This window comes from Macrococcoides bohemicum (genome assembly GCF_016865215.1).
Lineage (GTDB): Bacteria > Bacillota > Bacilli > Staphylococcales > Staphylococcaceae > Macrococcoides > Macrococcoides bohemicum.
The window spans coordinates 807,191-828,940 of sequence record NZ_CP054482.1 but is presented as its reverse complement, the minus strand read 5'-3'; the positions used below and the strand labels follow the sequence as shown (position 1 = coordinate 828,940).

Sequence of the window (21,750 nt, the reverse complement as noted above, 5' to 3'; positions counted from 1 at the left end):
ATAAAACCATTTCATATAAAAAACAAATTATCCACCTCGAATCAAACACAAAGTAATAATTTTATAAGAAATCATTATTTCTTGTATGATATAATATAATAAATCTAATAAAGTTACGGGTGATACAAATGGTACATACTGAATACCATGAAGCAATGAGTATAATTAATTATATAACCGAAGAAGGAAAGCTTGAGACATATGATCAAAATCAATATATTTATCAGGCAGAGGATCCTGCGAATGCAGTATATGTCATTAAAAGTGGAAATGTAGTTATTCATCGTGTATTAGAAGATGGTAAAGAATTTTCAATGAAATTACTTGGCCCAAGAAATATCTTTGGTTCTACAACCTTATTTTGCGGATTAAAAAAACATTCTCTATTCGCTAAAACAAAGACAAAAGTCTCTGTTTATAAGCTTGATATTGAACAGTTTGAGAATGCTATATTAAATGACGAAGTATTAAACTACGAATGGTTATTGTGGATTCAAAATGAAAATGCTAAGCAGGAATATAAATTAAGAGATTTATACACATTGGGTAAGAAAGGTGCAGTATACTCGACTCTAATAAGACTATCGAATACTTATGGCATCACTACTGATGACGGCATCCAGCTTAATATTGATATGACGAATAATGAGTTAGCTACCTTTGGGGGTACAACACGTGAAGGAGTCAACCGAATTATCAGCGAGTTGAAGTCAAAAAATATCATAACAACTCAAGGTAAACGAATTACTATAAAACATATTGACTATTTAAAAGATCAGATTAATTGTGAAAATTGTCCAATCAATATATGTAAGATAGAATAAAAAAAGAGACATGAATATGTCTCTTTTTTTTAGCTTACACCTAATGCTATTTTAGCGTAACGGCTCATCATGTCTTTTGACCACACTGGATTCCAGACGATATTTACTTCAATATCTTTTACTTCTGGTAATTCTCCTAGAGCAGTTTTAACCTGATCGATAATTTGAGGTCCCATCGGACATCCCATCGATGTTAATGTCATATCTACATTTACTAATCCATCATCATCCATATCAACGTGATAAACTAATCCTAAATTTACGATATCTATACCTAATTCTGGGTCAATTACATTTTCTAATGCACCCATAATACTATCTTTCATTGCTTCTTCCATTCATATCACCTCATTCTTTGTTATAATCTTAATATAACAAATATCAGTCATATTTCAAATTAATAAATTTTCATACTGATTAAAGGAGTTTTTACTTTGGAACAACATCTCATTTGCCTCGATTTAGACGGTACTTTACTCAATAGCAATCAACAGATTACACCCTATACAAAAGAAATAATAAAGAAAGTACAGGCTTTAGGTCATCATTTTATGATTTCAACGGGACGACCATATCGTGCAAGCCAGATATATTATACAGAACTTGGATTAACAACACCAATCGTTAATTTTAATGGTGCTTTCGTCCACCATCCTACAGATATGAACTTTGAAACTTTTCATCAACCTTTAGACTTTAAAGTGGCACGTGAAATATTCGAAAAGATTCCACACTTAAATATTCAGAATATCGTCGCAGAAGTAAAAGATCATGTTTATCTTCATTATCATGATGCATATTTATTTGAAGGTTTTAGTATGGGTAACCCGTTAATTGAGGTCGGCAATCTTTTAGATAGTATTAAAGAACCACCTACTTCAATACTCATTCAGGCTGAAGAGAAAGAAATACCTAATATATATAAACATCTGGATGATGTTTATGCTGAGCATTTAGAACATAGACGATGGGGTGCTCCTTTCCCGATTATTGAAATTGTTAAAAATGGCATTAATAAAGCTGTCGGTGTTCAAATTGCACTAGATTATCTTAACATTAAAAGAGAAAATACAATTGCTTTTGGTGATGAAGATAATGATCATGAAATGATTCAATTTGTGAATACCGGTGTTGCAATGGGTAATGCGATTAATGATTTAAAAGAAATTGCAGATGATATTACCGATTCAAACAACGAAGACGGTATCGGAAAATACTTAGCACGTTATTTTAATATAGAATAGAGGCTTTAAATATGAAGGTTATTGTTATAGGCGCAGTAGCAGGCGGTGCTACTGTAGCCTCTCAACTCAGAAGATTAAGTGACGCAGAAATTACTGTATATGAAAAAGATCGTGATATGAGTTTTGCCAACTGTGGTTTACCTTATTATTTAGGTGGTGAAGTTGCACCTCGCAATAAGCTGATTGCTGCAACTGAATCTTCATTTAAGACGAATAAATCAATTACTGTGAAAACATATCATAAAGTTGTTTCAGTATCAGCTGAAAATAAGGAGATTGTTGTTAAAGATATTAAAAATGATCGTACTTTTACTGATACATTTGATTATTTAATCTTATCACCTGGTGCAACTCAAATTAAATTACCAGTACTACAAGGAAATCATGTATTTACGCTCCGTAATTTAGAAGATACTGATAAGATCGAAAGGTTTATTACTTCTGAAAATGTGAAAAATATTCTGATCATCGGTGGAGGATACATCGGTTTAGAAGTCATCGAAAATTTAAAAAATCGCGGCATAAATATTACATTGTTACATCGCAGTTCACATCTACTTAAATCTGTCGATGCAGATATGACAAAACATATACCAGAAATACTTGAAGCTAACGGTGTAGAATTATTATTAAATGATGAAGTAGATACGCTAGAAGGCAAAACTGTGCATCTAAAATCAGGTCGCGAATTTAATTTTGATATGATTATTACAGCGCTTGGCATTAAACCCAATACACAATTTATACAGTCTAGTGGCATAAAATTAACAGATAGCGGACATATTAAAGTTAATGAATATTTTGAAACGAATATCTCTTATATCTATGCTTTAGGTGATGCTATCCAGACGAAATATCGACATGTTGATTATCCAGCTCAAATAGCACTTGCCTGGGGTGCGCATCGTGCGGCAAACATTATTGCGCATAATATAGTAAAATCCCAGTCTGTACAGTTTAAAGGATTACTAGGTACAAATATCATTAGATTATTTGATTTTACATTTGCAAGTGTGGGTATTACACCGAATATGCTGGATAACTTCGAATATGAAATTGTTCAACAAACACAAAAGCATCATGCTGGTTATATGCCAGGTGTAGAACAAATTTCAATCAATGTCTATTACGATAAGAAATCTCGCAAAATATTACGCGCTTCAGCCTTTGGAAGAGTCGGTGTAGATAAACGCATCGATATAATAGCTACAGCTATGATCGGAAATTTGACGATAGATGAATTTAAAGATATCGAAATCGCATATAGCCCCGTATATAGTAGTCCAAAAGATATTATCAATATGCTCGGCTATAAAGCAGAACAAAAATAAAAAAACCGCATTTGTAGTGAACCCAAAAAGTTGAACTTTTTATTAAGCTACTTTCATTAAAGCAAGATTTCTGTATTCTACAGGAGTCTTGCTTTTTAATTTTCTCTTCTTTCTGACTAAATTATAATACTCCATATAGTCAATAATCTCCTCTTCTAGTTCATCATAAGAATCAAATGTTTCTCCATAAAACATTTCTTGTTTTAAAATACCAAAGAAATTCTCCATCGGAGAATTATCAAGACAATTACCTTTTCTAGACATGCTTTGAATAATTCTATTCTTTTTCAAAGATTGTACCCAAGATTTATGCTGATATTGCCACCCTTGATCGGAATGGATTGTAGTTCTATAGGGAAGGTCTGGAATTACATTAATTGCTTTTAACAATGATTCCATAACGAATTCCAATGTTGGACGCTTACTAATTGAATAAGAAATAATCTCTTTCGAACATACATCAAAAATTGTTGACAGATATAGCTTAGTTCCATTTTTAATGTTGAATTGTGTTACATCAGTAAGTAATTTTTGATATGGGCGATTAGTTACGAATCTACGATTCAATTTATTCTTAGCTGTTTTGCCAACTTTCCCTTTGTACGACTTATATGTTCTATTTCTATGCTTAAACTTTGTACAAAGTAAATTATTTTCTCTCATTATTCTAAGAACTTTTTTATGGTTAACTACAAAACCTAACTCTCTTAGTTCGTCGGTTACTGTACGATAACCTATCCTATTTTTATGTTTGTTAATGATTTCTTTAATCAAAGTAATTAAATAATTGTCTTTATGTTTAGTGACACTAAGTCGTAATTTCCAATAATGGTATACACTTTTCGCTATCATAGCTACTGATAATATTTCTTTTAACTTATAGTTAGATTCATTCCTTAACTCAATAATAGCAGCTACTATTTCTTTGTTTGATTTTTTCGAGCTAAGGATTGTAACTTTTTTTCGAGAGCAATTGCGATTTCTAATCTCCTGTTTTCCTCACGTAAGCGTATTAATTCTTGTCGTTCACTTTCGTTTAAACTAGTGTTATCAACCTTTTTATTTTTCATAGTTTTAGACGCACGACCCTTCGGTTTTGATTCTAAACCTAGGATACCATATTGATTGTATTTCATCTGCCACTGAGCTATTAAAGTAGGGTTAGTAATATCAAAGATTCTAGCAGTTTCTTTATATGAAAGTTGATTAGTAATTCTATACTGAATGATTCTTAATTTTTCATCTGTTGAATATTTCTTTCTGGTCATACTGGATATAAGACCGTCAATACCGAAGGTATCAAATTGGTAAGTCCATGTTTTTAGTTGTGAAGGATCGATATCATATTTGTTACTTAATGAATCATAACCAATATTTCCTTCTTTATATTCTTTGATTAGTTTTAATTTAAAATCAAGATCATGCTTTTTATTCAAAATAAACACCCCTAAAGTTGAATTTTAAGGTTCAACTTTAGGGGTGCACTTCAAAAGAAGGCACTCTCTTCGGGTTTTCGGTCTGTACTGAAATCAAGGTATTATTGGGAATCCCAGCTTAAATCATAGATACCGTAAGGGATTTTATTCTTTATTTAAAACTTTGCAACAGAACCTTTTTGTTTATATTATTTTATTTTTAAATTTGCTATTATTAAATGGAATTTAAAAACTCCAGGTAGAGAAGTAGAGGATGTTGTTATTTCTGGTACTGTTGAAAATACTACAGATTCTAAAGAGCTTTTAGAAGCGATCATTGTTGCTGTCGGTGGTAAAGATAATATTGAAAAAGTAGATGCTTGTTTTACACGTTTGAGAATAACTTTAAAAGAGCCAAGTAAAGTTGAATCAAGTACTCATTTCACGGAAAAACTAGGGGCAAATGGTGTTGTTAATGTTCCATCTGGTATTCAAATTATTTATGGTAATAAAGCAGCAGTCTATAAGACAGAAATGAGAGAATTACTAGAAATGGAGTAATTGTTTCTTTGAAGGGAAGATAAAGTGTGAATTTATTTAAAAAATTTAAAAAGAAGACGAACCAATTAACCCTACATAGCATAAATACAGGGGTATTTGTTCCAATTACAGAGGTGAAAGATGATGTGTTTTCTCAGAAAATGTTAGGGGATGGTTTTGCTATTAGACCTAATATAAAAGAGGTATATTCACCGATTAGTGGTAGAAGCATTTAGAGGGTCAGGATACCCTGATATGCCAGAGTTAGAACTGGCTCCTCATTTAGATTGGTATAAAGATGTAGATATACGTAAAGAATACAATTGAGTTATATAATATCTGTAGAATCGAATAAACTAAAACGCATTTTAAGACTGTTTCGTGGAGAGTCATCCACTCGGAGATTCGAAACTGCCTTAAAATGCTTTTTTTTTTTACTATTTTAAATATCGATAGAGTGTAGCTTTACTAATACCAGTCATTTCCGTAATTTCTTTTACACTATATTCCTGACTGTCATATAGTTTCACTGCTCTTTCAATATCTCGTTGATTAACGCGTGGGCGACCACCTTTTCTACCTCTAGCCCGCGCGCTTTTTAAACCTTCTTTCGTACGCTCTACAATCAAATCACGCTCAAACTGACTGAATGCTTGGAAAACGGTCATCATTAAGCGTCCTTGGGGTGTACTAGTATCGAAGTTTTCTTTCAGACTTACAAGCTTCACTTTATGCTCTTCAAAGTAAGTAACGAGATCAATTAAATCTTTAGTACTACGACCTAGACGCGAGAAACTTTCCACTATAACTGTGTCTCCAGGGCGTATCTTATCTTTTAGTCGGTTCAGCTGAGGCCGATCGGATTTTGTTCCAGTCATTTTTTCAGTAAGGATCTCATTGCAATTTTGTTCATTGAGTAAATCTAGTTGTCGGTTTAACTCTTGTGATCGTGTACTCACTCTAGCATAGCCATATATATATCCATTCATAAAACTCATCCTTTTTTTGATTTTATTGTATCATAAATGGTGGTTAAAGATTCATACATAAAGAAAAAAGTTTTGATACTGAAAAGGACTACTTTTTTAGTAAAAAACAGTCCTTAAAAATCGTATCATAATCGACTGTTTTTGAGACAAAGTAATTTATAAAAAATATGCCTCTAACGTTTTTAGAACGTTAAAGGCATATTAACTTCAGACAGTTATTACTATACCCTAGCTTTATGGGTTTTGATAGAATTAATTAGATTTTAATAAACGAAGTCCATTCAGAATAACGACCAACGTACTTCCTTCATGAAGGAAGACACTAATTGCAATATCCATCAAACCTAAGAAACTAGCAATAATTAAAAAGACAACAACGGCCATTGAGAAAAAAATATTTTGCCAAATGACACGATTCATTTTGGTTGCAATATTATGAGATTGTACCAATTTGGATAAATTATTCTGCATTAAAACCAAATCAGACACTTCTACTGCTACATCTGTTCCGTCCCCCATGGCAATACCTACATCTGCATTAACAAGGGCAGGGGCATCATTTACACCATCACCCACCATTGCTGTTACGCCGTATTTCTCTTTTTGCTCGTCAATAATTCGAGATTTATCTTCTGGCATGACATTCGCGATTACTTCATCTATTCCTAATTGTTCTGCAACTGCTTTTCCTGTCATTTCTGAGTCACCAGTAATTAAAGTGGTGTGTATGCCGTGTTCTTTAAAGTAATTAATAGTTTCTTTTGCATGTTCACTTGGAATGTCCATGAGAGCTATAAGTCCAATGACATTCTCATCTTCTGCTACGTATACGACTGTCTTACCTTCTGATGCCCATTCCTTATTTAAACGAATATATTCATTTTCAACATTGTCAAACGAAGTTGGTTTTCCAATCCGATAATTTCTTCCGTTATAATCTCCCGTCAACCCTTTACCAATCTGATTTTCTACTTCAATGGTAAGCTTATTTTTTTGTTCAAACTTTCTTAGAATGGCATCTGCTAAAGGGTGATTGGATTCTTTTTCAAGAGCCACTACGATATCAATAATATTTTCTTCATTCACAGAATCGGCAAAATAATAATTGGTTACTTCTGGTTTTCCTTTGGTCAAAGTTCCCGTCTTATCAAACGCAATTGCTTGAGTATCAGCTAATTGAGACAGATAAGAACTACCTTTTGAAAGGACACCTTTTTTGGCCAGGTTAGAGGTTGTTGATAAGGTTACCGATACGGTAGCTGCTGCTAAAGCACAGGGTGAAGCTGCAACTAAAAGAACCAATCCCCTATAAATACTTTGTGACCATGTCCAATCAAGTAGAACAGGAGCCAATAACACGAACAGGGGAATGGCAATTAAAACAACTGTGACGTATTTCGGTTCGAATTTTTGGATAATACTCGCAGCTTTTGTTTGATTATCTTGGTTCTGGTTCACTAATTGTAAAATTTTTGAAAATACTGTATCTTCGTTTTCTTTGGTGACTTCCATTGTAAACGTGCCTGTCCCATTAATCGTACTCCCAAAAACGGTATCTCCTTTTGTTTTTTCATTGGGTATACTTTCACCATTAATAGACGATTCATCAATGGAAGTAGAGCCAGATAAAATGACTCCATCAATGGGTACTTGGTCACCGTTTAGTACTTGAAGTTGGTCCCCAACTGTTAATTCACTGACGTCAACAATCTTTGTATTCCCATCAGGCAAAATTAACCGAGCAGTTGTTGGGTTCATTTCGAGTAATTTCGTTATTTCTCGTCTACTTCTTCCTTCAGCGTAATCTTCCAGGAAATGTGCGCCTGAAAAAATGAGAATCAACAACGTTCCTTCCCAAAAATTCCCTATCGCTGAAGCTCCTATAGCCGCTAATCCCATTAAAATATGAGAATTAGGCGTAAACTTATTATTTGCTTTTGTATTCTCAATTGTCTCTCCAAGACCTTCCAGAACAATGACATGATAGCCCGCACTAATTGTGGCGAGTGAGAACATGATGTTTTTAATTAATTGATATTCTCCACTTAAGAACAATGCAACAATTGCCAATGCCAAACCAATAAAGTATAGAATAATAGGCATCTTCCCGTGATTGTGATCATGGTCGTGGTTATGTTTCTCTTTTTCCTGTGAATGTTGCTCTTTGGTAGTTTCCATTTCTATCACCTTTCTATTAAATTTCTTTGATTTTTGTTGACTTTTTTTGTGCCTTGCAAATTCTGAGCTCGTTTGTTTGCTTAAGTAAGGCAAGGATTCATATGGTTTGGGCTTATCCAGTCTCCATCTCCTTTTATTTGTAAATCGGAATGATTATGATAAAGATATGAAGTTATATTCATATGTTTACAAAATCATATTAACTCACTGTATGAGTTTTGTCAAGACAAGATGCTTCTTATTCAAATGGACTACTATTGCTGATACAAAAGTCTTAATTTTGTCTATAAACAAAAAACTAGCATCGTTTTACTCACGTGGTATTATATATATATGAATGGAAAATCATGTGAGAGGAATAAGATCATATGGATACATCAACAACTTCGCCAATCAATAAAGAGAAGATCCAATCAATAAGCAAAGTATTCAAAGTGATTAGTGACCCTACACGCTTGTCAATTCTCTTTCTTTTACAGAAAGAAGAGCTCAGTGTTGGAAACATTGTGCTTGCATTGGATATGGAACAGTCCGCGATTTCACACCAACTAAAAATATTGAAAGATTCACGTTTAGTGAAGGCAAGAAGAGAAGGGAAAAGCATGGTTTACAGTCTTGATGATCTTCATGTTTTCAGTATTCTCGAACAAGTCTTAACTCATATCAATGAACAAGAACAATAAAAGCTAATAAGGTATAAAAGGTTCTGTTGCAAAGTTTTAAATAAAGAATAAAATCCCTTACGGTATCTATGATTTAAGCTGGGATTCCCAATAATACCTTGATTTCAGTACAGACCGAAAACCCGAAGAGAGTGCCTTCTTTTGTAGTGAACCCAAAAAGTTGAACTTTTTATTAAGCTACTTTCATTAAAGCAAGATTTCTGTATTCTACAGGAGTCTTGCTTTTTAATTTTCTCTTCTTTCTGACTAAATTATAATACTCCATATAGTCAATAATCTCCTCTTCTAGTTCATCATAAGAATCAAATGTTTCTCCATAAAACATTTCTTGTTTTAAAATACCAAAGAAATTCTCCATCGGAGAATTATCAAGACAATTACCTTTTCTAGACATGCTTTGAATAATTCTATTCTTTTTCAAAGATTGTACCCAAGATTTATGCTGATATTGCCACCCTTGATCGGAATGGATTGTAGTTCTATAGGGAAGGTCTGGAATTACATTAATTGCTTTTAACAATGATTCCATAACGAATTCCAATGTTGGACGCTTACTAATTGAATAAGAAATAATCTCTTTCGAACATACATCAAAAATTGTTGACAGATATAGCTTAGTTCCATTTTTAATGTTGAATTGTGTTACATCAGTAAGTAATTTTTGATATGGGCGATTAGTTACGAATCTACGATTCAATTTATTCTTAGCTGTTTTGCCAACTTTCCCTTTGTACGACTTATATGTTCTATTTCTATGCTTAAACTTTGTACAAAGTAAATTATTTTCTCTCATTATTCTAAGAACTTTTTTATGGTTAACTACAAAACCTAACTCTCTTAGTTCGTCGGTTACTGTACGATAACCTATCCTATTTTTATGTTTGTTAATGATTTCTTTAATCAAAGTAATTAAATAATTGTCTTTATGTTTAGTGACACTAAGTCGTAATTTCCAATAATGGTATACACTTTTCGCTATCATAGCTACTGATAATATTTCTTTTAACTTATAGTTAGATTCATTCCTTAACTCAATAATAGCAGCTACTATTTCTTTGTTTGATTTTTTCGAGCTAAGGATTGTAACTTTTTTTCGAGAGCAATTGCGATTTCTAATCTCCTGTTTTCCTCACGTAAGCGTATTAATTCTTGTCGTTCACTTTCGTTTAAACTAGTGTTATCAACCTTTTTATTTTTCATAGTTTTAGACGCACGACCCTTCGGTTTTGATTCTAAACCTAGGATACCATATTGATTGTATTTCATCTGCCACTGAGCTATTAAAGTAGGGTTAGTAATATCAAAGATTCTAGCAGTTTCTTTATATGAAAGTTGATTAGTAATTCTATACTGAATGATTCTTAATTTTTCATCTGTTGAATATTTCTTTCTGGTCATACTGGATATAAGACCGTCAATACCGAAGGTATCAAATTGGTAAGTCCATGTTTTTAGTTGTGAAGGATCGATATCATATTTGTTACTTAATGAATCATAACCAATATTTCCTTCTTTATATTCTTTGATTAGTTTTAATTTAAAATCAAGATCATGCTTTTTATTCAAAATAAACACCCCTAAAGTTGAATTTTAAGGTTCAACTTTAGGGGTGCACTTCAATTTTGCGGTTTTTTTATTTTTGATTATTTTGCTGATTCGCTATATATCTTTTTCTGTTTCGAGTTGCTCCGATAATAAATAAAGTGAATAATATGATAATCGCACCAGCAGCAATTAGGTAACCATTGTTAAATCCTTGATTCTTCACAACTGCATATAGTTCCGCTTCTTCACGATTTGTAATCAGTGAAAACTTATTATCTTTATAATGAATACGGTCTCCTATTAATAATCCACTTAACATTTTATCTTTAGGGACACGGTTGCTATCCAGCTTAATATTCGTTGCCTTGCTCGTATTATTAATGTTATAGATAAAGTCAACCTTGTTTGTATCAAAATAAATTAATTGATTACCTTCATTATTATAGATAACCTCAGATTTACCATCAAACATTTCATTATACTTTTTGTAAACACCACTCGTAACTTCTAAGTATTCAATAACTTCTTTATCAACACGGAAATCAAGTAACTGATGAATATCAGGTGCTTTATCTCCGTTCATTGCTATTTCAGTACCATACGTCATACTAATAGGCATTTTCTGAACCATCAAATAGCTCATAAGCTGCTTTATACGAGTACCCGGAAACATATTTTCATTCGCTGCATAATTTGTAAACCTCGGCATAAAGAAGTTATCACTTGCTAGTAATTCATTCATTTCGTACTTTTTAGGAATATCTTGATCAGTTGTCTTAAAAGCATTAGCGATTGCTTTTGTAGTAGCTAATTTTTGTATGTGTTTGAAACCTGTCACATTAATATCTTCATTTAATATTGCAATCGTTTCAACATTCTCAGGGAATATTGCTTTTGCATCGATGCCATCCTGCATAACGTACATCGAAACACCGTCAATATTATATTTATCAACAAATTGCGTCACTGATGTTTTGAATTTTTTTTGGTTATTACTATTTTTTAAGTCTATGATTTTCATGTCCTTAAAATAAGCTCTTTGAAAGTCATTCATCTTCGTGTCATTTGTCTCAGTATAACCTTCTGTCACAGTAGACGGAATATCTACAATAACTTTCATCTTCTTATTATGAGCGAGTTTAATCATCTTTTTAAATTGTTTCTCGCCACCGTAAACATCATCAATCGTATTATAATTCTTAACTTTATAACCTAAATAATCATTTTGGTCTTTTTCGAATACTGGAGAAAGATGAATGGTATTAAACCCCATCTTCTTAATATAATCCATCTTATTGATAACACCATTTAAATCTCCACCATATGGTAGTGTATTATCTTTTTCGTTATGAATATGTTTGTTATTCGCAGCATTGGCATTCATAAAACGATCGATTATTAAACTATAAATACGTAAATCCTTTTTTGTAGCAGCATCAGCATTCTGATGAAACGTTAATAATAAAAGAATGCTTGCTAGTAGTGTTATAAATTTTTTCATTCTAATTACCTCACTTTAGTCGTTATCTTTGATTATACTAAAATAAACAGAACGTGGGGAGAAATTCATAAAAAGTTCATGAATGAAAAAAAGAACCTCAATTCTGAGGTTCTTAACGGATTACTTAAACATACCTGTGATTGGTCCAAGTGGTAAATGAACACCTAGTCCAATCGTAATGAGTGCAACTAAAATCACAATGTAGAAGAAGTTTCTTGAAGGTTTCTTTCTCTTCTTACGTGCTAAAGTTACTTCCATCAAAGCAATTGTTGCTAGTCCTAATAAAAATTTAAATCCATACATCATTGCATCTGCATTCATTGCTTTAAAGAAGATGTAACCTCCACTTACTAGAGCAAGTAAAGCAAAGATACGTAATAACATCATCAGTGGTTTAAAATATTTGCTTGGTCCTAAGCGATCTGAGAAGTTTTCATATGCTGCAAAAAAGACGATTAATAAAACAACCCAACTCATGATGTGTAAATGTAACATACCAGTAATCAACTGTATTCCCCCTATCTATAATACATACTCATATAGTTTAACATATATTTAATTTTTTCGTTACTAATGCGTATAGTTTATTAAAACTGTTATTATATTTATTCATAAAAAGAGACAGTCCGTTTAAAAAACTGTCCCTCTAATAAAAAGTTTTATTCGCCTACCGTGTTCACCAATGTACCAATACCATCAATCGTAACTTTGATTTCATCGCCACGTTTTAAGTAAACTGGAGGATTCATACCAGCTCCAACCCCACTTGGCGTACCAGTTGCAATAACATCTCCCGGGTGAAGTGCTACATATTTTGAAATTTCAGCAATTAAATCATCAATCTTTAATACCATATCCTTCGTATTACCGTCCTGACGAATTTCATTGTTAACTTTCGTCACAATATTTGTATTTTCAGGCATAGGTAATTCATCTTTCGTAACGATGTATGGCCCCATCGGACAACCACCAATTAAACTTTTCGAAAGAAATGCCTGTGAATGTGTTTTCTGTAGGTCACGTGCTGTAATATCGTTGATGATCGTATAACCATAAACATAATCTAATGCCATCGCTTTTGGAATCTTATGTCCGTACTTACCGATAACAACACCTAGTTCACCTTCATAATCCAGCGCATTCGTTACGTCACTATGTGAAGGAATTTCATTTCCATCACCAATTAAACTTGATGGTGCCTTTGTAAATACATATAATGCATCCACTTCATTATTTAGTTCAGATGCATGTTCTTCATAGTTACGACCGATTGCAATAACGTTATTTGTAGGTGTAACAGGTGGTAAGAATTGAATCGCTGTGAATTCATATTTATAATCAGCCTTTTTTTCAGATGCTTCAACTTTTTCAATTGTTGCACGCACTAACTCCTGAAAATCTACTGTATTATTTTGCTGTAAAGCTTCAAGTAACGTTTTAGGATAATCCCCTTCCTTGAAATCAGCAAATACTTTTACTAAATCCCAAGCTGCATCCTCACGTTTAACTTTAACACCATATGTTTCTTTATCGCCAACCTTAAATGTTAAAAACTTCATTCTGCTTCCACTCCTCTTCTGTGTTGCCCTCATTATACAGAATATTGTCATAACTTTCATGCTTTTTAGATTTATCTATTATTATTTTTATAATGTTTATCACTCAATTTACTTAAAACAATGAATAATATAGGTATAACAAGTGCCACTATCAAAGAATACTGTAATAAATTTATGATAGATGTTGAAGGATACGGTAATTTATATATTCCAGTAAATAAACTATAAATAATCAGTTCAATTAAACACATCATGCTTATAAATAATAATGCATGCTGTGTCATCTCTTCTGCCTTATACTTCCTCTCAATATATCTTACACACAAGATAATTAATAGCATTACTCCTATACCTTGTAAGCCTGAACCAAGAATTGCTAATGAAAATTGCAGAAAGCTATAGCTAAATTTAAAAATAAGTAACTTTACAGCTGTTCCACTAATTAAAAAAATGAGCGCCTGAATGATGATATTAATTGAGTCTTCCCTTTTATTACGATGATACATCCCCATTAACAATCCCGGCATAATTCCGACAAATAATACAACGATATAATGTAATAAGTGTGAAATAAATAACGTTATATTTAAACGTAAGAAATCAAATAATTGATGCTTATTATAAATCTCTATAAACTGCTGAAACTGATTTACATTTAAAAATGCTTCATAATCTTTATAAAGAATCATTAACGGAATGATGATAATAAACAAAAATCCAGCATATATACTGCCAGACAACAACAAATATTGTCTGGAAGATATTTGTTTTCTGCTTAAAAACTTTAATATCGGTAATATAACTGCTAGCTCTAACATCACACTCATTCTTGTGATAAATAATGAAAATAATAAACTAAATAGTATAAATAATAGCATCGATTTATTATTGAGCTTACTTAGAATAGAAAAACGATAAGCAATAATAAATCCGAACATACTAAAACTTACAAATAAAATCATCATAATATATAAAGATAAAGTTGGCATCTCCATTGCATTATAATATTCAAACGGATTAATCAGTTCAATCGGCTGATTGATTAAAAATGCCACACTTAATGTATATAATATAAGTGGTATTGCATATAACACATGTACTAAAGTTTGTTTCATGCTTTCACCTCTACTAATCCACCTTCAAAGAAATACAGATAAGGTGTTACAGGGGCATTCAACACCGTTTCTAGCGCTGCTTTATAATAAGTCATCTGAATACGATAATTCTCTGCCATAGAATGTATTGTTTCATCAATCGTTCTGCCTAACCTTGGCACAACTTTATCTGTCTTATAATCTAATAGATAATATTCATCATGATATTTAAACACACAGTCGATCATCCCCTGTACAAGTTGATCTGGATGTGCATCGACTAAATATTGTTTGCCGATAACAAAGGGCAGTTCATGATATACTTCTTCAGCCTCTATTAACATACTGAAAATTTCAGATGACATAAAGGTCTTTATATGCGCGATATTAATATATGCTACGTCTTCAGCAGCAATCAATTTCTTATCAACTAAACTTTCAATGAAGTCGTGTAATTCACTATCATTCATTCTCTTCTGTGGTAAGTGCTGCATAACGAGATGCATTAATGTTCCGACTTCCTGCGCTGTTTTCTTCTGTTCTGTCATAAACTTCGGTCGGTCAAATTGTTTCTTACCAAGTTTATATTGATTGACATACGTCCACATTGTTAAGTCGTCTTCTAATTCTGCTTTCTTAATATCAGATACACTTTCTTTTGTCGGTAGCGTAAATTCTTCCTCATATGGATAACGATAATTTTCTAAGTCAGTTAACCATTTTAATGCTTCTAAATCTGCATCGACTGAAGGTTCAGTAATATCTGGTTGAATAAACTCAAGTTCAGAAATCATAGTGACCGGAATATGCAGTGGTGCATCAGGCTGTAATATCGCAGGCAGGATAAATGCTAGAGGCGTCGTAGCATTCATACGATAGAAAAGATCAAGTTTATCGTGCATATCAATATTGTGATATTTCTCTATTGCTTCTTCCGTTCTAACAGAACCAAGTAAAATTAATTTCTCACGTGCACGTGTAAATGCTACATACATGAGACGTAATTCCTCAGATACTTGTGACAATCTGAGCTGATGCTTGAATATACCGTTTAACATTAAAGGAAATGAAACATTTGCTTTTGCATCGAAATAATTAATTGACAATCCCATACGCTGGTCCAGTAATACATCTGAATTCATATCTCTTAAGTTAAATTTTTTATTTAGACCTGCATAGATTACAAATGGAAACTCTAATCCTTTTGAAGCATGGACTGTCATCATTCTTACGACATCCGCTTCATCCGATATGATATTCACTTCACCAAAATCCTTTTGGTTATTTAACATATTATCGATATATCGAATAAACTGGAAAACACCGCGATAACTTGATTGTTCAAAGTTATCAGCTAAACTAAGTAACTTATTTAAATTTGCTTCTCGCTGTTGCCCGCCAGCTAGTAATAAATATTTTTCAACAAAATGTGTATCCTCATATATATATGACACTAACTGACTTACACTCATCGATTGTTGACAGTTACGATAATCTTCAATATCACTTAATACTTTTATTACTTTTGTTTTTAAAGTATCATTGCCACCACTCTCTTTATACTGCAATAAGTTTTGATAAAGATAGATTGAAGTATCGATAGATCGAATCGTTGCAATTTCATCAGCGCTAAACTGATAGATAATACTACGCAATATACCTGCTAACGGAATATCCTGCAGCGGATTATCAATAACACGTAAATAACTCATGATAGATTCAATTTCATCGGTCTTGAAATAACCTTCTTTACTGCTTACATGGAATGGTATATTATATGCTTTCATCACTTGCATATGTGTCACTGCATTACTAAAACCACGTTCAAGAATCGCAATATCTTTATATGTAGCTTTACGGTATTGTTGAGTTTTTACGTCATATACTTGCTCATTTTCAATAATTTGCTGAATACGTTGTGCAATATAATGACTTTCGGGATGTTCTAACTCAATATGCGCTTTATTAATGACAACCATTTCTGTTGATTGTGGTTCATCATCAAATGGTGCCCCGTAATATAGTTTTTGTGCAGCATCATACTCAATATCACCTATCGTTGTATCCATAATACGTTCAAATATTGCATTCGTATCATCAATAACAGAAAGACGTGATCTAAAGTTTTTAGAAAGTTCTACAACTTTGCCGGTTTTCTCTGTTTTAAATTCAGCATATTTTTGCAGGAATAACTCAGGTTCAGCCTGTCTAAATTTGTATATTGATTGCTTAACATCTCCAACCATAAATAGATTACCTGAAGCTTCCGGATGTTTTTTTATAGCCTGAATAATACTTTCCTGTACACGGTTAGTATCCTGATATTCATCGACTAAAATTTCATGATAATGCTCACGTAAATTTTGTGCAATTTCAGTTGGTTTACCGTCAGATAATAATATCTTTAATGCAAAATGCTCATAATCACTGAAATCAATGACTTTACGTTCGCGTTTTAATGTTGCAAAACGCTCTATCACTTGAGCTGTTAGTTCAGTTAGTGCTGATACTTCACCGTACATTGCCTGTATATCCTCTGCCATTTCTTGTGGTGCAGCATACAGCATCCTTTGAAGACTAGCAATAATACCTTTTACTTCTGACAGATCTTTAGTGATTAAGTCATTCAACACCTTCGCTTCAGGGTCGTCTTTTGTCTTTACAGCTGGTTTGCGTCCAAACGCAATATCTTTAATATGTTCATATTGAGCGTCTAATCCATTCGGCATTTCAAGACTTTTATCGATATTCTGTAAATATTCTAACGTCTTCTCAAACACTTCATCCATGCAGTAATTTTCTGCACGTCTGATGAGATATCGTGCATGCTGAATAGACGTGTCTATAATCTCAGCTAAACGTTTAAAATTTTCATCTTCTACATGTGCATCTCTGTATGCTGCTCGCATTTTTTGTAACCATAATAGTGGTTCACTGTTTGCGATTGTAAAGTAGTATAATTTCGACAGTAAGGTGCGTAATTCATTGTCGCTTCGTTCATTTGTTAAATGTAGGATTAATTTTAAATAATCATCATCCAGACGTTCATACGCCTCTTCTAAAACTTCATCAATCGCCTGCATCAATAATAGTGACATTTCTTCATCGTTTCCTGTTCTGAAAGTAGGATCCAGATCGATTGTATAATAATATTTCTCGATTAAATTTAAACAGAAACGATGAAGCGTTGATATTTCTGCCTGATGAATTTTAATGAGCTGGTTTTTAAGATGTTCCGTTGGATTATTTCTTAATTCACTTAATATTCTTGCATGAATACGTTCGCGCATTTCTTTGGCACTCGCATTCGTAAATGTCACAATCAGCATTTCATCGATATTTATTTTTTGATCGATTATTTTTCGTATAATTCGTTCAACGAGAACAGCAGTCTTACCACTGCCTGCTGCCGCTGATACTAAAGTATCCTGACCAACTGTTTCTATCGCAAGCAACTGGTCTTCAGTCCACGTCATCGCCATCATTTTGTTCTCCTTTCATTACTTCTTGAATAGCATCTATCTTCTCATCTTTCACACGGATATCCTGTGCATTTAAAATTGGATCGATATGACATACCGGTTTGAAATCACAAAAATCACACGGTAACTTATTATCATATGATAAAGGCATAATACTACAGTCTCCAGATAACACATTTTGCGCCGTCTGTTTAAAGTTATTACGATTATGTTCAATAAAGCGATAAAGCACATCGACAGGTAATACTTTTGATGCAGCAGTAAATTCTCCTGATTTTTTTAAACTAGCAGGTACAATATCAGATTTATTCGATTCACTAATCGCATTATCAAAATAACTCACCAAGTCTAAATCATCAATAATATAACCGTCCATCTTGTATGCCGCAGCTCTTTTCTTTAACAGATCTTCAGACATTTCATTTTTATGATTTAACTTAAGCTTTGGTTCATAAACATGAAAATACAGCATCCCTGCAGGAAGTGTTGTCTCTTTAAGTCCAAGGGCTGATTTATTTTGTAATACGACATCCATATACGTCATCATCTGCATCTGAATGCCATAATAAACTTTTCGTAAGTCAAGGGCTGTAGACCCGGATTTATAGTCTATAACAGAGACATAATCCTGATTCATATGATTTAATATATCAATTCTATCTATCTGACCACTAATTTCGACCTTTTTTCCTGCAGGTAAATTAATCTTCTGGCTTTCAAGTGCTCCGCCTTTACCAAATCGAGTTTCAAATTTAGCCATCTTAAATTTACTTTGTTTCTGATGTGACTGAATCATGCTAAATGTATCCGTCAGCATCGCTTCAATCTTAAGCATCATAAAACGATAATGTTGTTTAGAATACATTATTTCAAACTGTACGTTCGGTAAATGTTGTGCTAAATATTGACGTACTGCTTGTCTGATATCCTCTTTAGAAATGTTAAATAATTGGTCTTTAAACGTTTCACCTAAATAAGCCAATACTTCATGATAAATATTTCCAAGCTGGAAACTTTGCAGTTCATAATTATCACGAGGTCTTAGTCTTAATCCATGATCAGCAAAATGTTTAAAAGCACATTGATTATAGCTTTCAAAGCGCGATACACTCGCTTTTATAACATCACCATATAGAGTATCAATATTTATTTCATTCAGCGGTTTTGTCTGGTTACGGTATCTACCTAAATCAAATATGTCGCTGTATCCATTGTTAATGTAGTAGTTAATAATTGACTGCCACTTAGCATCCTGATAATGATGCGCTGCAACATTAATACCAGTATTTATCGTCGTTATACGTTCGTTTGGTTTAAATTCTGACGTGGTAACTGTATGTATAAGACTGATGCCTTTAATATCGTTAATATAAGGAGAAGGACGCATCGCCTCATAAGACTGATTCATCAAACTATATGACAGGAAAAGCAATTCAGATGCATTGGTCATCGCCATATACGCAACAAAACGTTCATCTTGTGTCAATAAATCAGTGGTTGGTGCTAATTTTAAGCCACCTATATCTGATATATTTCTTTTTTCATAATCGGTAATAATTGCATCTTCTTTTATTCGACGTGGTAATATTTCATCATTCAACCCACAAACAAAAATAACTTTTTTATTTTCAACTTTAGCTAAATCTAAGTTCAAAATTTGTATTTGGTCCAACCCTTGTGGAGCTGCACTATATTCTAAAGCAACAAGGCCAACATCTAAGATTTCTGTCATTACTTGATAAGGTAAATCTTTATCTCGTAGTACTTCAACAAAGTCGTCTAACACTTGGTTAATACCTGTTAACAATTGATCAAACTCAAGTGCCTTATAATTTTGACCCGCTTCATGCATCTTATCACGACTTGCCATCAAATATTCAGGCAACTGAATTTCCAACAGAAATTGATATAAATATGTAGCAAATTCATTCGCATTCTTAGCATTCATTAAACTAATTCTTAAAGGTTCAATAATTTCCAGTGTTGTTTCTATGTATTGTGAAAACTGCTCCCAAACTTCCGTGGAATACATGTCATCCTTATTAAATTGAAGCTTTCTTCTTTGAATCAAGTCTTTATATTGCATACCTCGTGTTATCATTACATTTTCAAGCATATCAACAAACTGTATGTCTAATCGTTCAACATTTTTCGTGAGTAAACCTGTTTTTAATGCTCTAAACAGATGATCGATTTGATAAGTATTTTTGAAGAAATCAAGTAAAGAACGGATTAATTCTATACTATGGTGATGATGCATCACTTCTTTTTTATCTGTGTGATAAGGTATATTCAGTTGATTTGCTCTTTTAATCAAAGCATCCGCATAAGATTGTTCTCGATATAATACAGCGATATCTTTATATCTGTATTCTGATTTTCCTAAGTTGTATATTTTATGCATTATTGCATTCACTTCAGACTGGATGTTATCTGATTCTAATAATTCAATTGTAGTTTCAGGTAAAGCATCTACATGAATTGCATCGAAATTTTCTTCTAAATGGTTTAAAGCTGCATTTTTAAAACGAAATTTCGTAATAAATTTTTTGATTTCAAAATCAATTTGGGCAGTCTTTAAATATTCTGTAATATCATGATAAGTTTCTTCTGTTTTACGAAATAGATCACTTCGCTTTTCCGGATCAATCGTTAATGCAATCGTCACAGATTTTGCATATCTGCACAGTGCTAAAATAACTAAATATTCCATAGTCGTAAAATTATAAAATCCGTCTATATATATTTCAGATTGCTTTATTGATGCAGATGATTCTATCAACTGAATTAAATGATAGAGTGTGTCTTCGGATTGCATAAATTCATTGTTCATTTCATTATTTAAATGATCATAAACAAGTGCAATATCATGTAGTTTATCCTGCGTTCTTACTTCTAAGTTAGCAGTTGATAATGCTTTTAATTGCTCAACAGTAACATTATATTTTTTTAATTCACTAATCGTCTGACTGAGTTTTTGACTAAATCCATAATACTGGCTCGATGTCTGGAAACGACGTAATTTTCTTTGTTGCTGTAATAATACATCATACGTCAACATCTCAATACCCGCTTTTGAAATCAATGATAAATCCGTACCACCAAGTTCACTTTTCAGACGCCAATATAATCGATCAAAAGAATATATTGCCGTGCGCATACTTCCTTTAATTAATTCATCATGACTTAACGCCTGTTCAATTGAAAATGTACTCTGTCTCGGTGCTATCATAATAATTGGATCACCTAATGCTTGCTCTTTAAGTTTATCTTTAATAGATTCGATAATATAATGCGTTTTACCGGTACCACGTCTACCCATCAAAAATTTAACGGACATAAAATTTACCTCCTAAAAAAAATGC

General features: G+C 32.7%; 18 protein-coding genes and 1 pseudogene. 6 read left to right on the top strand and 13 right to left on the bottom strand.

What is annotated here, in order from left to right; all coding sequences use genetic code 11:
* Positions 1 to 128 precede the first annotated feature (128 nt).
* Positions 129 to 824 (top strand): Crp/Fnr family transcriptional regulator, encoded by a 696-nt coding sequence (locus tag HT586_RS04355; RefSeq protein WP_203546363.1) that lies wholly within the window; start codon positions 129 to 131, stop codon positions 822 to 824.
* Positions 825 to 853: 29 nt separating this feature from the next.
* Here HT586_RS04355 and HT586_RS04350 read toward each other — a convergent pair whose 3' ends face one another.
* The gene (locus HT586_RS04350; protein WP_096077000.1) at positions 854 to 1,162 is read right to left on the bottom strand and encodes a metal-sulfur cluster assembly factor; all 309 of its coding nucleotides are present in this window, start codon (positions 1,160 to 1,162) and stop codon (positions 854 to 856) included.
* Positions 1,163 to 1,258: 96 nt separating this feature from the next.
* On the opposite strand from HT586_RS04350, the gene HT586_RS04345 reads away from it, so the two are divergent.
* A complete protein-coding gene (locus HT586_RS04345) occupies positions 1,259 to 2,068 on the top strand; it encodes a Cof-type HAD-IIB family hydrolase (protein WP_096077001.1) in 810 nt (269 codons plus the stop codon).
* Positions 2,069 to 2,079: 11 nt separating this feature from the next.
* On the top strand, positions 2,080 to 3,399 hold the full coding sequence (locus HT586_RS04340) for a CoA-disulfide reductase (RefSeq protein ID WP_111745903.1): 1,320 nt from the start codon (positions 2,080 to 2,082) through the stop codon (positions 3,397 to 3,399).
* Positions 3,400 to 3,441: 42 nt separating this feature from the next.
* Here the strand turns inward: HT586_RS04340 and HT586_RS04335 are convergent, their stop codons facing one another.
* Both HT586_RS04335 and HT586_RS04330 read right to left on the bottom strand, forming a co-directional pair.
* Positions 3,442 to 4,305: an IS3 family transposase gene (locus HT586_RS04335; RefSeq protein ID WP_232779643.1), complete on the bottom strand. Its 864-nt coding sequence runs from the start codon at positions 4,303 to 4,305 to the stop codon at positions 3,442 to 3,444.
* Positions 4,306 to 4,316: 11 nt separating this feature from the next.
* Entirely contained in the window at positions 4,317 to 4,844 is a 528-nt protein-coding gene (locus HT586_RS04330; RefSeq protein ID WP_086039228.1) for a helix-turn-helix domain-containing protein, read from the bottom strand.
* A gap of 186 nt (positions 4,845 to 5,030) precedes the next feature.
* On the opposite strand from HT586_RS04330, the gene HT586_RS04320 reads away from it, so the two are divergent.
* Together HT586_RS04320 and HT586_RS04315 are read left to right on the top strand one after the other, a co-directional pair.
* Positions 5,031 to 5,375 (top strand): glucose PTS transporter subunit EIIB, encoded by a 345-nt coding sequence (locus HT586_RS04320; RefSeq protein WP_096077005.1) that lies wholly within the window; start codon positions 5,031 to 5,033, stop codon positions 5,373 to 5,375.
* 26 nt (positions 5,376 to 5,401) lie between these two features.
* On the top strand, positions 5,402 to 5,590 hold the full coding sequence (locus HT586_RS04315) for a PTS glucose transporter subunit IIA (RefSeq protein WP_198337171.1): 189 nt from the start codon (positions 5,402 to 5,404) through the stop codon (positions 5,588 to 5,590).
* Positions 5,591 to 5,794: 204 nt separating this feature from the next.
* On the opposite strand, the pseudogene HT586_RS04310 reads toward HT586_RS04315, so the two are convergent.
* Together HT586_RS04310 and HT586_RS04305 are read right to left on the bottom strand one after the other, a co-directional pair.
* Positions 5,795 to 6,343 (bottom strand): annotated as a pseudogene (locus HT586_RS04310) (recombinase family protein); the annotation flags it as partial.
* A gap of 252 nt (positions 6,344 to 6,595) precedes the next feature.
* Positions 6,596 to 8,521 (bottom strand): heavy metal translocating P-type ATPase, encoded by a 1,926-nt coding sequence (locus HT586_RS04305; RefSeq protein ID WP_198337172.1) that lies wholly within the window; start codon positions 8,519 to 8,521, stop codon positions 6,596 to 6,598.
* A gap of 368 nt (positions 8,522 to 8,889) precedes the next feature.
* Between HT586_RS04305 and HT586_RS04300 the strand changes: the two genes are divergently transcribed.
* Positions 8,890 to 9,204: an ArsR/SmtB family transcription factor gene (locus HT586_RS04300; protein ID WP_048728532.1), complete on the top strand. Its 315-nt coding sequence runs from the start codon at positions 8,890 to 8,892 to the stop codon at positions 9,202 to 9,204.
* Positions 9,205 to 9,376: 172 nt separating this feature from the next.
* Here the strand turns inward: HT586_RS04300 and HT586_RS04290 are convergent, their stop codons facing one another.
* From HT586_RS04290 to addB, 8 genes are all read right to left on the bottom strand, one after another.
* Positions 9,377 to 10,240 (bottom strand): IS3 family transposase, encoded by an 864-nt coding sequence (locus HT586_RS04290; RefSeq protein WP_232779643.1) that lies wholly within the window; start codon positions 10,238 to 10,240, stop codon positions 9,377 to 9,379.
* Positions 10,241 to 10,251: 11 nt separating this feature from the next.
* Positions 10,252 to 10,779, bottom strand: a complete 528-nt coding sequence (locus HT586_RS04285; RefSeq protein ID WP_086039228.1) for a helix-turn-helix domain-containing protein — start codon at positions 10,777 to 10,779, stop codon at positions 10,252 to 10,254.
* Between the two features lie 58 nt (positions 10,780 to 10,837).
* Positions 10,838 to 12,250 (bottom strand): alpha-amylase family protein, encoded by a 1,413-nt coding sequence (locus HT586_RS04280; protein ID WP_203546362.1) that lies wholly within the window; start codon positions 12,248 to 12,250, stop codon positions 10,838 to 10,840.
* 120 nt (positions 12,251 to 12,370) lie between these two features.
* Positions 12,371 to 12,757: a YisL family protein gene (locus HT586_RS04275; RefSeq protein ID WP_238999321.1), complete on the bottom strand. Its 387-nt coding sequence runs from the start codon at positions 12,755 to 12,757 to the stop codon at positions 12,371 to 12,373.
* Positions 12,758 to 12,909: 152 nt separating this feature from the next.
* Positions 12,910 to 13,809, bottom strand: coding sequence for a fumarylacetoacetate hydrolase family protein (locus HT586_RS04270; protein ID WP_203546361.1), 900 nt, complete (start codon positions 13,807 to 13,809; stop codon positions 12,910 to 12,912).
* Between the two features lie 71 nt (positions 13,810 to 13,880).
* A complete protein-coding gene (locus HT586_RS04265) occupies positions 13,881 to 14,924 on the bottom strand; it encodes a hypothetical protein (RefSeq protein WP_203546360.1) in 1,044 nt (347 codons plus the stop codon).
* A complete protein-coding gene (gene addA / locus HT586_RS04260; protein WP_203546359.1) occupies positions 14,921 to 18,385 on the bottom strand; it encodes a helicase-exonuclease AddAB subunit AddA in 3,465 nt (1,154 codons plus the stop codon). Before addA ends, HT586_RS04265 begins: the two co-directional genes overlap by 4 nt.
* Positions 18,366 to 21,725, bottom strand: coding sequence for a helicase-exonuclease AddAB subunit AddB (gene addB / locus HT586_RS04255; protein ID WP_203546358.1), 3,360 nt, complete (start codon positions 21,723 to 21,725; stop codon positions 18,366 to 18,368). The genes addA and addB overlap by 20 nt, the downstream gene beginning before the upstream one ends.
* Positions 21,726 to 21,750: the final 25 nt, after the last annotated feature.

Bases quoted from the DNA above. Each gene is read 5' to 3' on its own strand.
- HT586_RS04340 (WP_111745903.1), top strand. From the start codon at position 2,080: ATGAAGGTTATTGTTATAGGCGCAGTAGCAGGCGGTGCTACTGTAGCC.
- HT586_RS04300 (WP_048728532.1), top strand. From the start codon at position 8,890: ATGGATACATCAACAACTTCGCCAATCAATAAAGAGAAGATCCAATCA.
- HT586_RS04270 (WP_203546361.1), bottom strand. From the start codon at position 13,809: ATGAAGTTTTTAACATTTAAGGTTGGCGATAAAGAAACATATGGTGTT.
- HT586_RS04350 (WP_096077000.1), bottom strand. From the start codon at position 1,162: ATGGAAGAAGCAATGAAAGATAGTATTATGGGTGCATTAGAAAATGTA.
- HT586_RS04355 (WP_203546363.1), top strand. From the start codon at position 129: ATGGTACATACTGAATACCATGAAGCAATGAGTATAATTAATTATATA.
- HT586_RS04305 (WP_198337172.1), bottom strand. From the start codon at position 8,521: ATGGAAACTACCAAAGAGCAACATTCACAGGAAAAAGAGAAACATAAC.
- addB (WP_203546358.1), bottom strand. From the start codon at position 21,725: ATGTCCGTTAAATTTTTGATGGGTAGACGTGGTACCGGTAAAACGCAT.
- HT586_RS04265 (WP_203546360.1), bottom strand. From the start codon at position 14,924: ATGAAACAAACTTTAGTACATGTGTTATATGCAATACCACTTATATTA.
- HT586_RS04280 (WP_203546362.1), bottom strand. From the start codon at position 12,250: ATGAAAAAATTTATAACACTACTAGCAAGCATTCTTTTATTATTAACG.
- addA (WP_203546359.1), bottom strand. From the start codon at position 18,385: ATGGCGATGACGTGGACTGAAGACCAGTTGCTTGCGATAGAAACAGTT.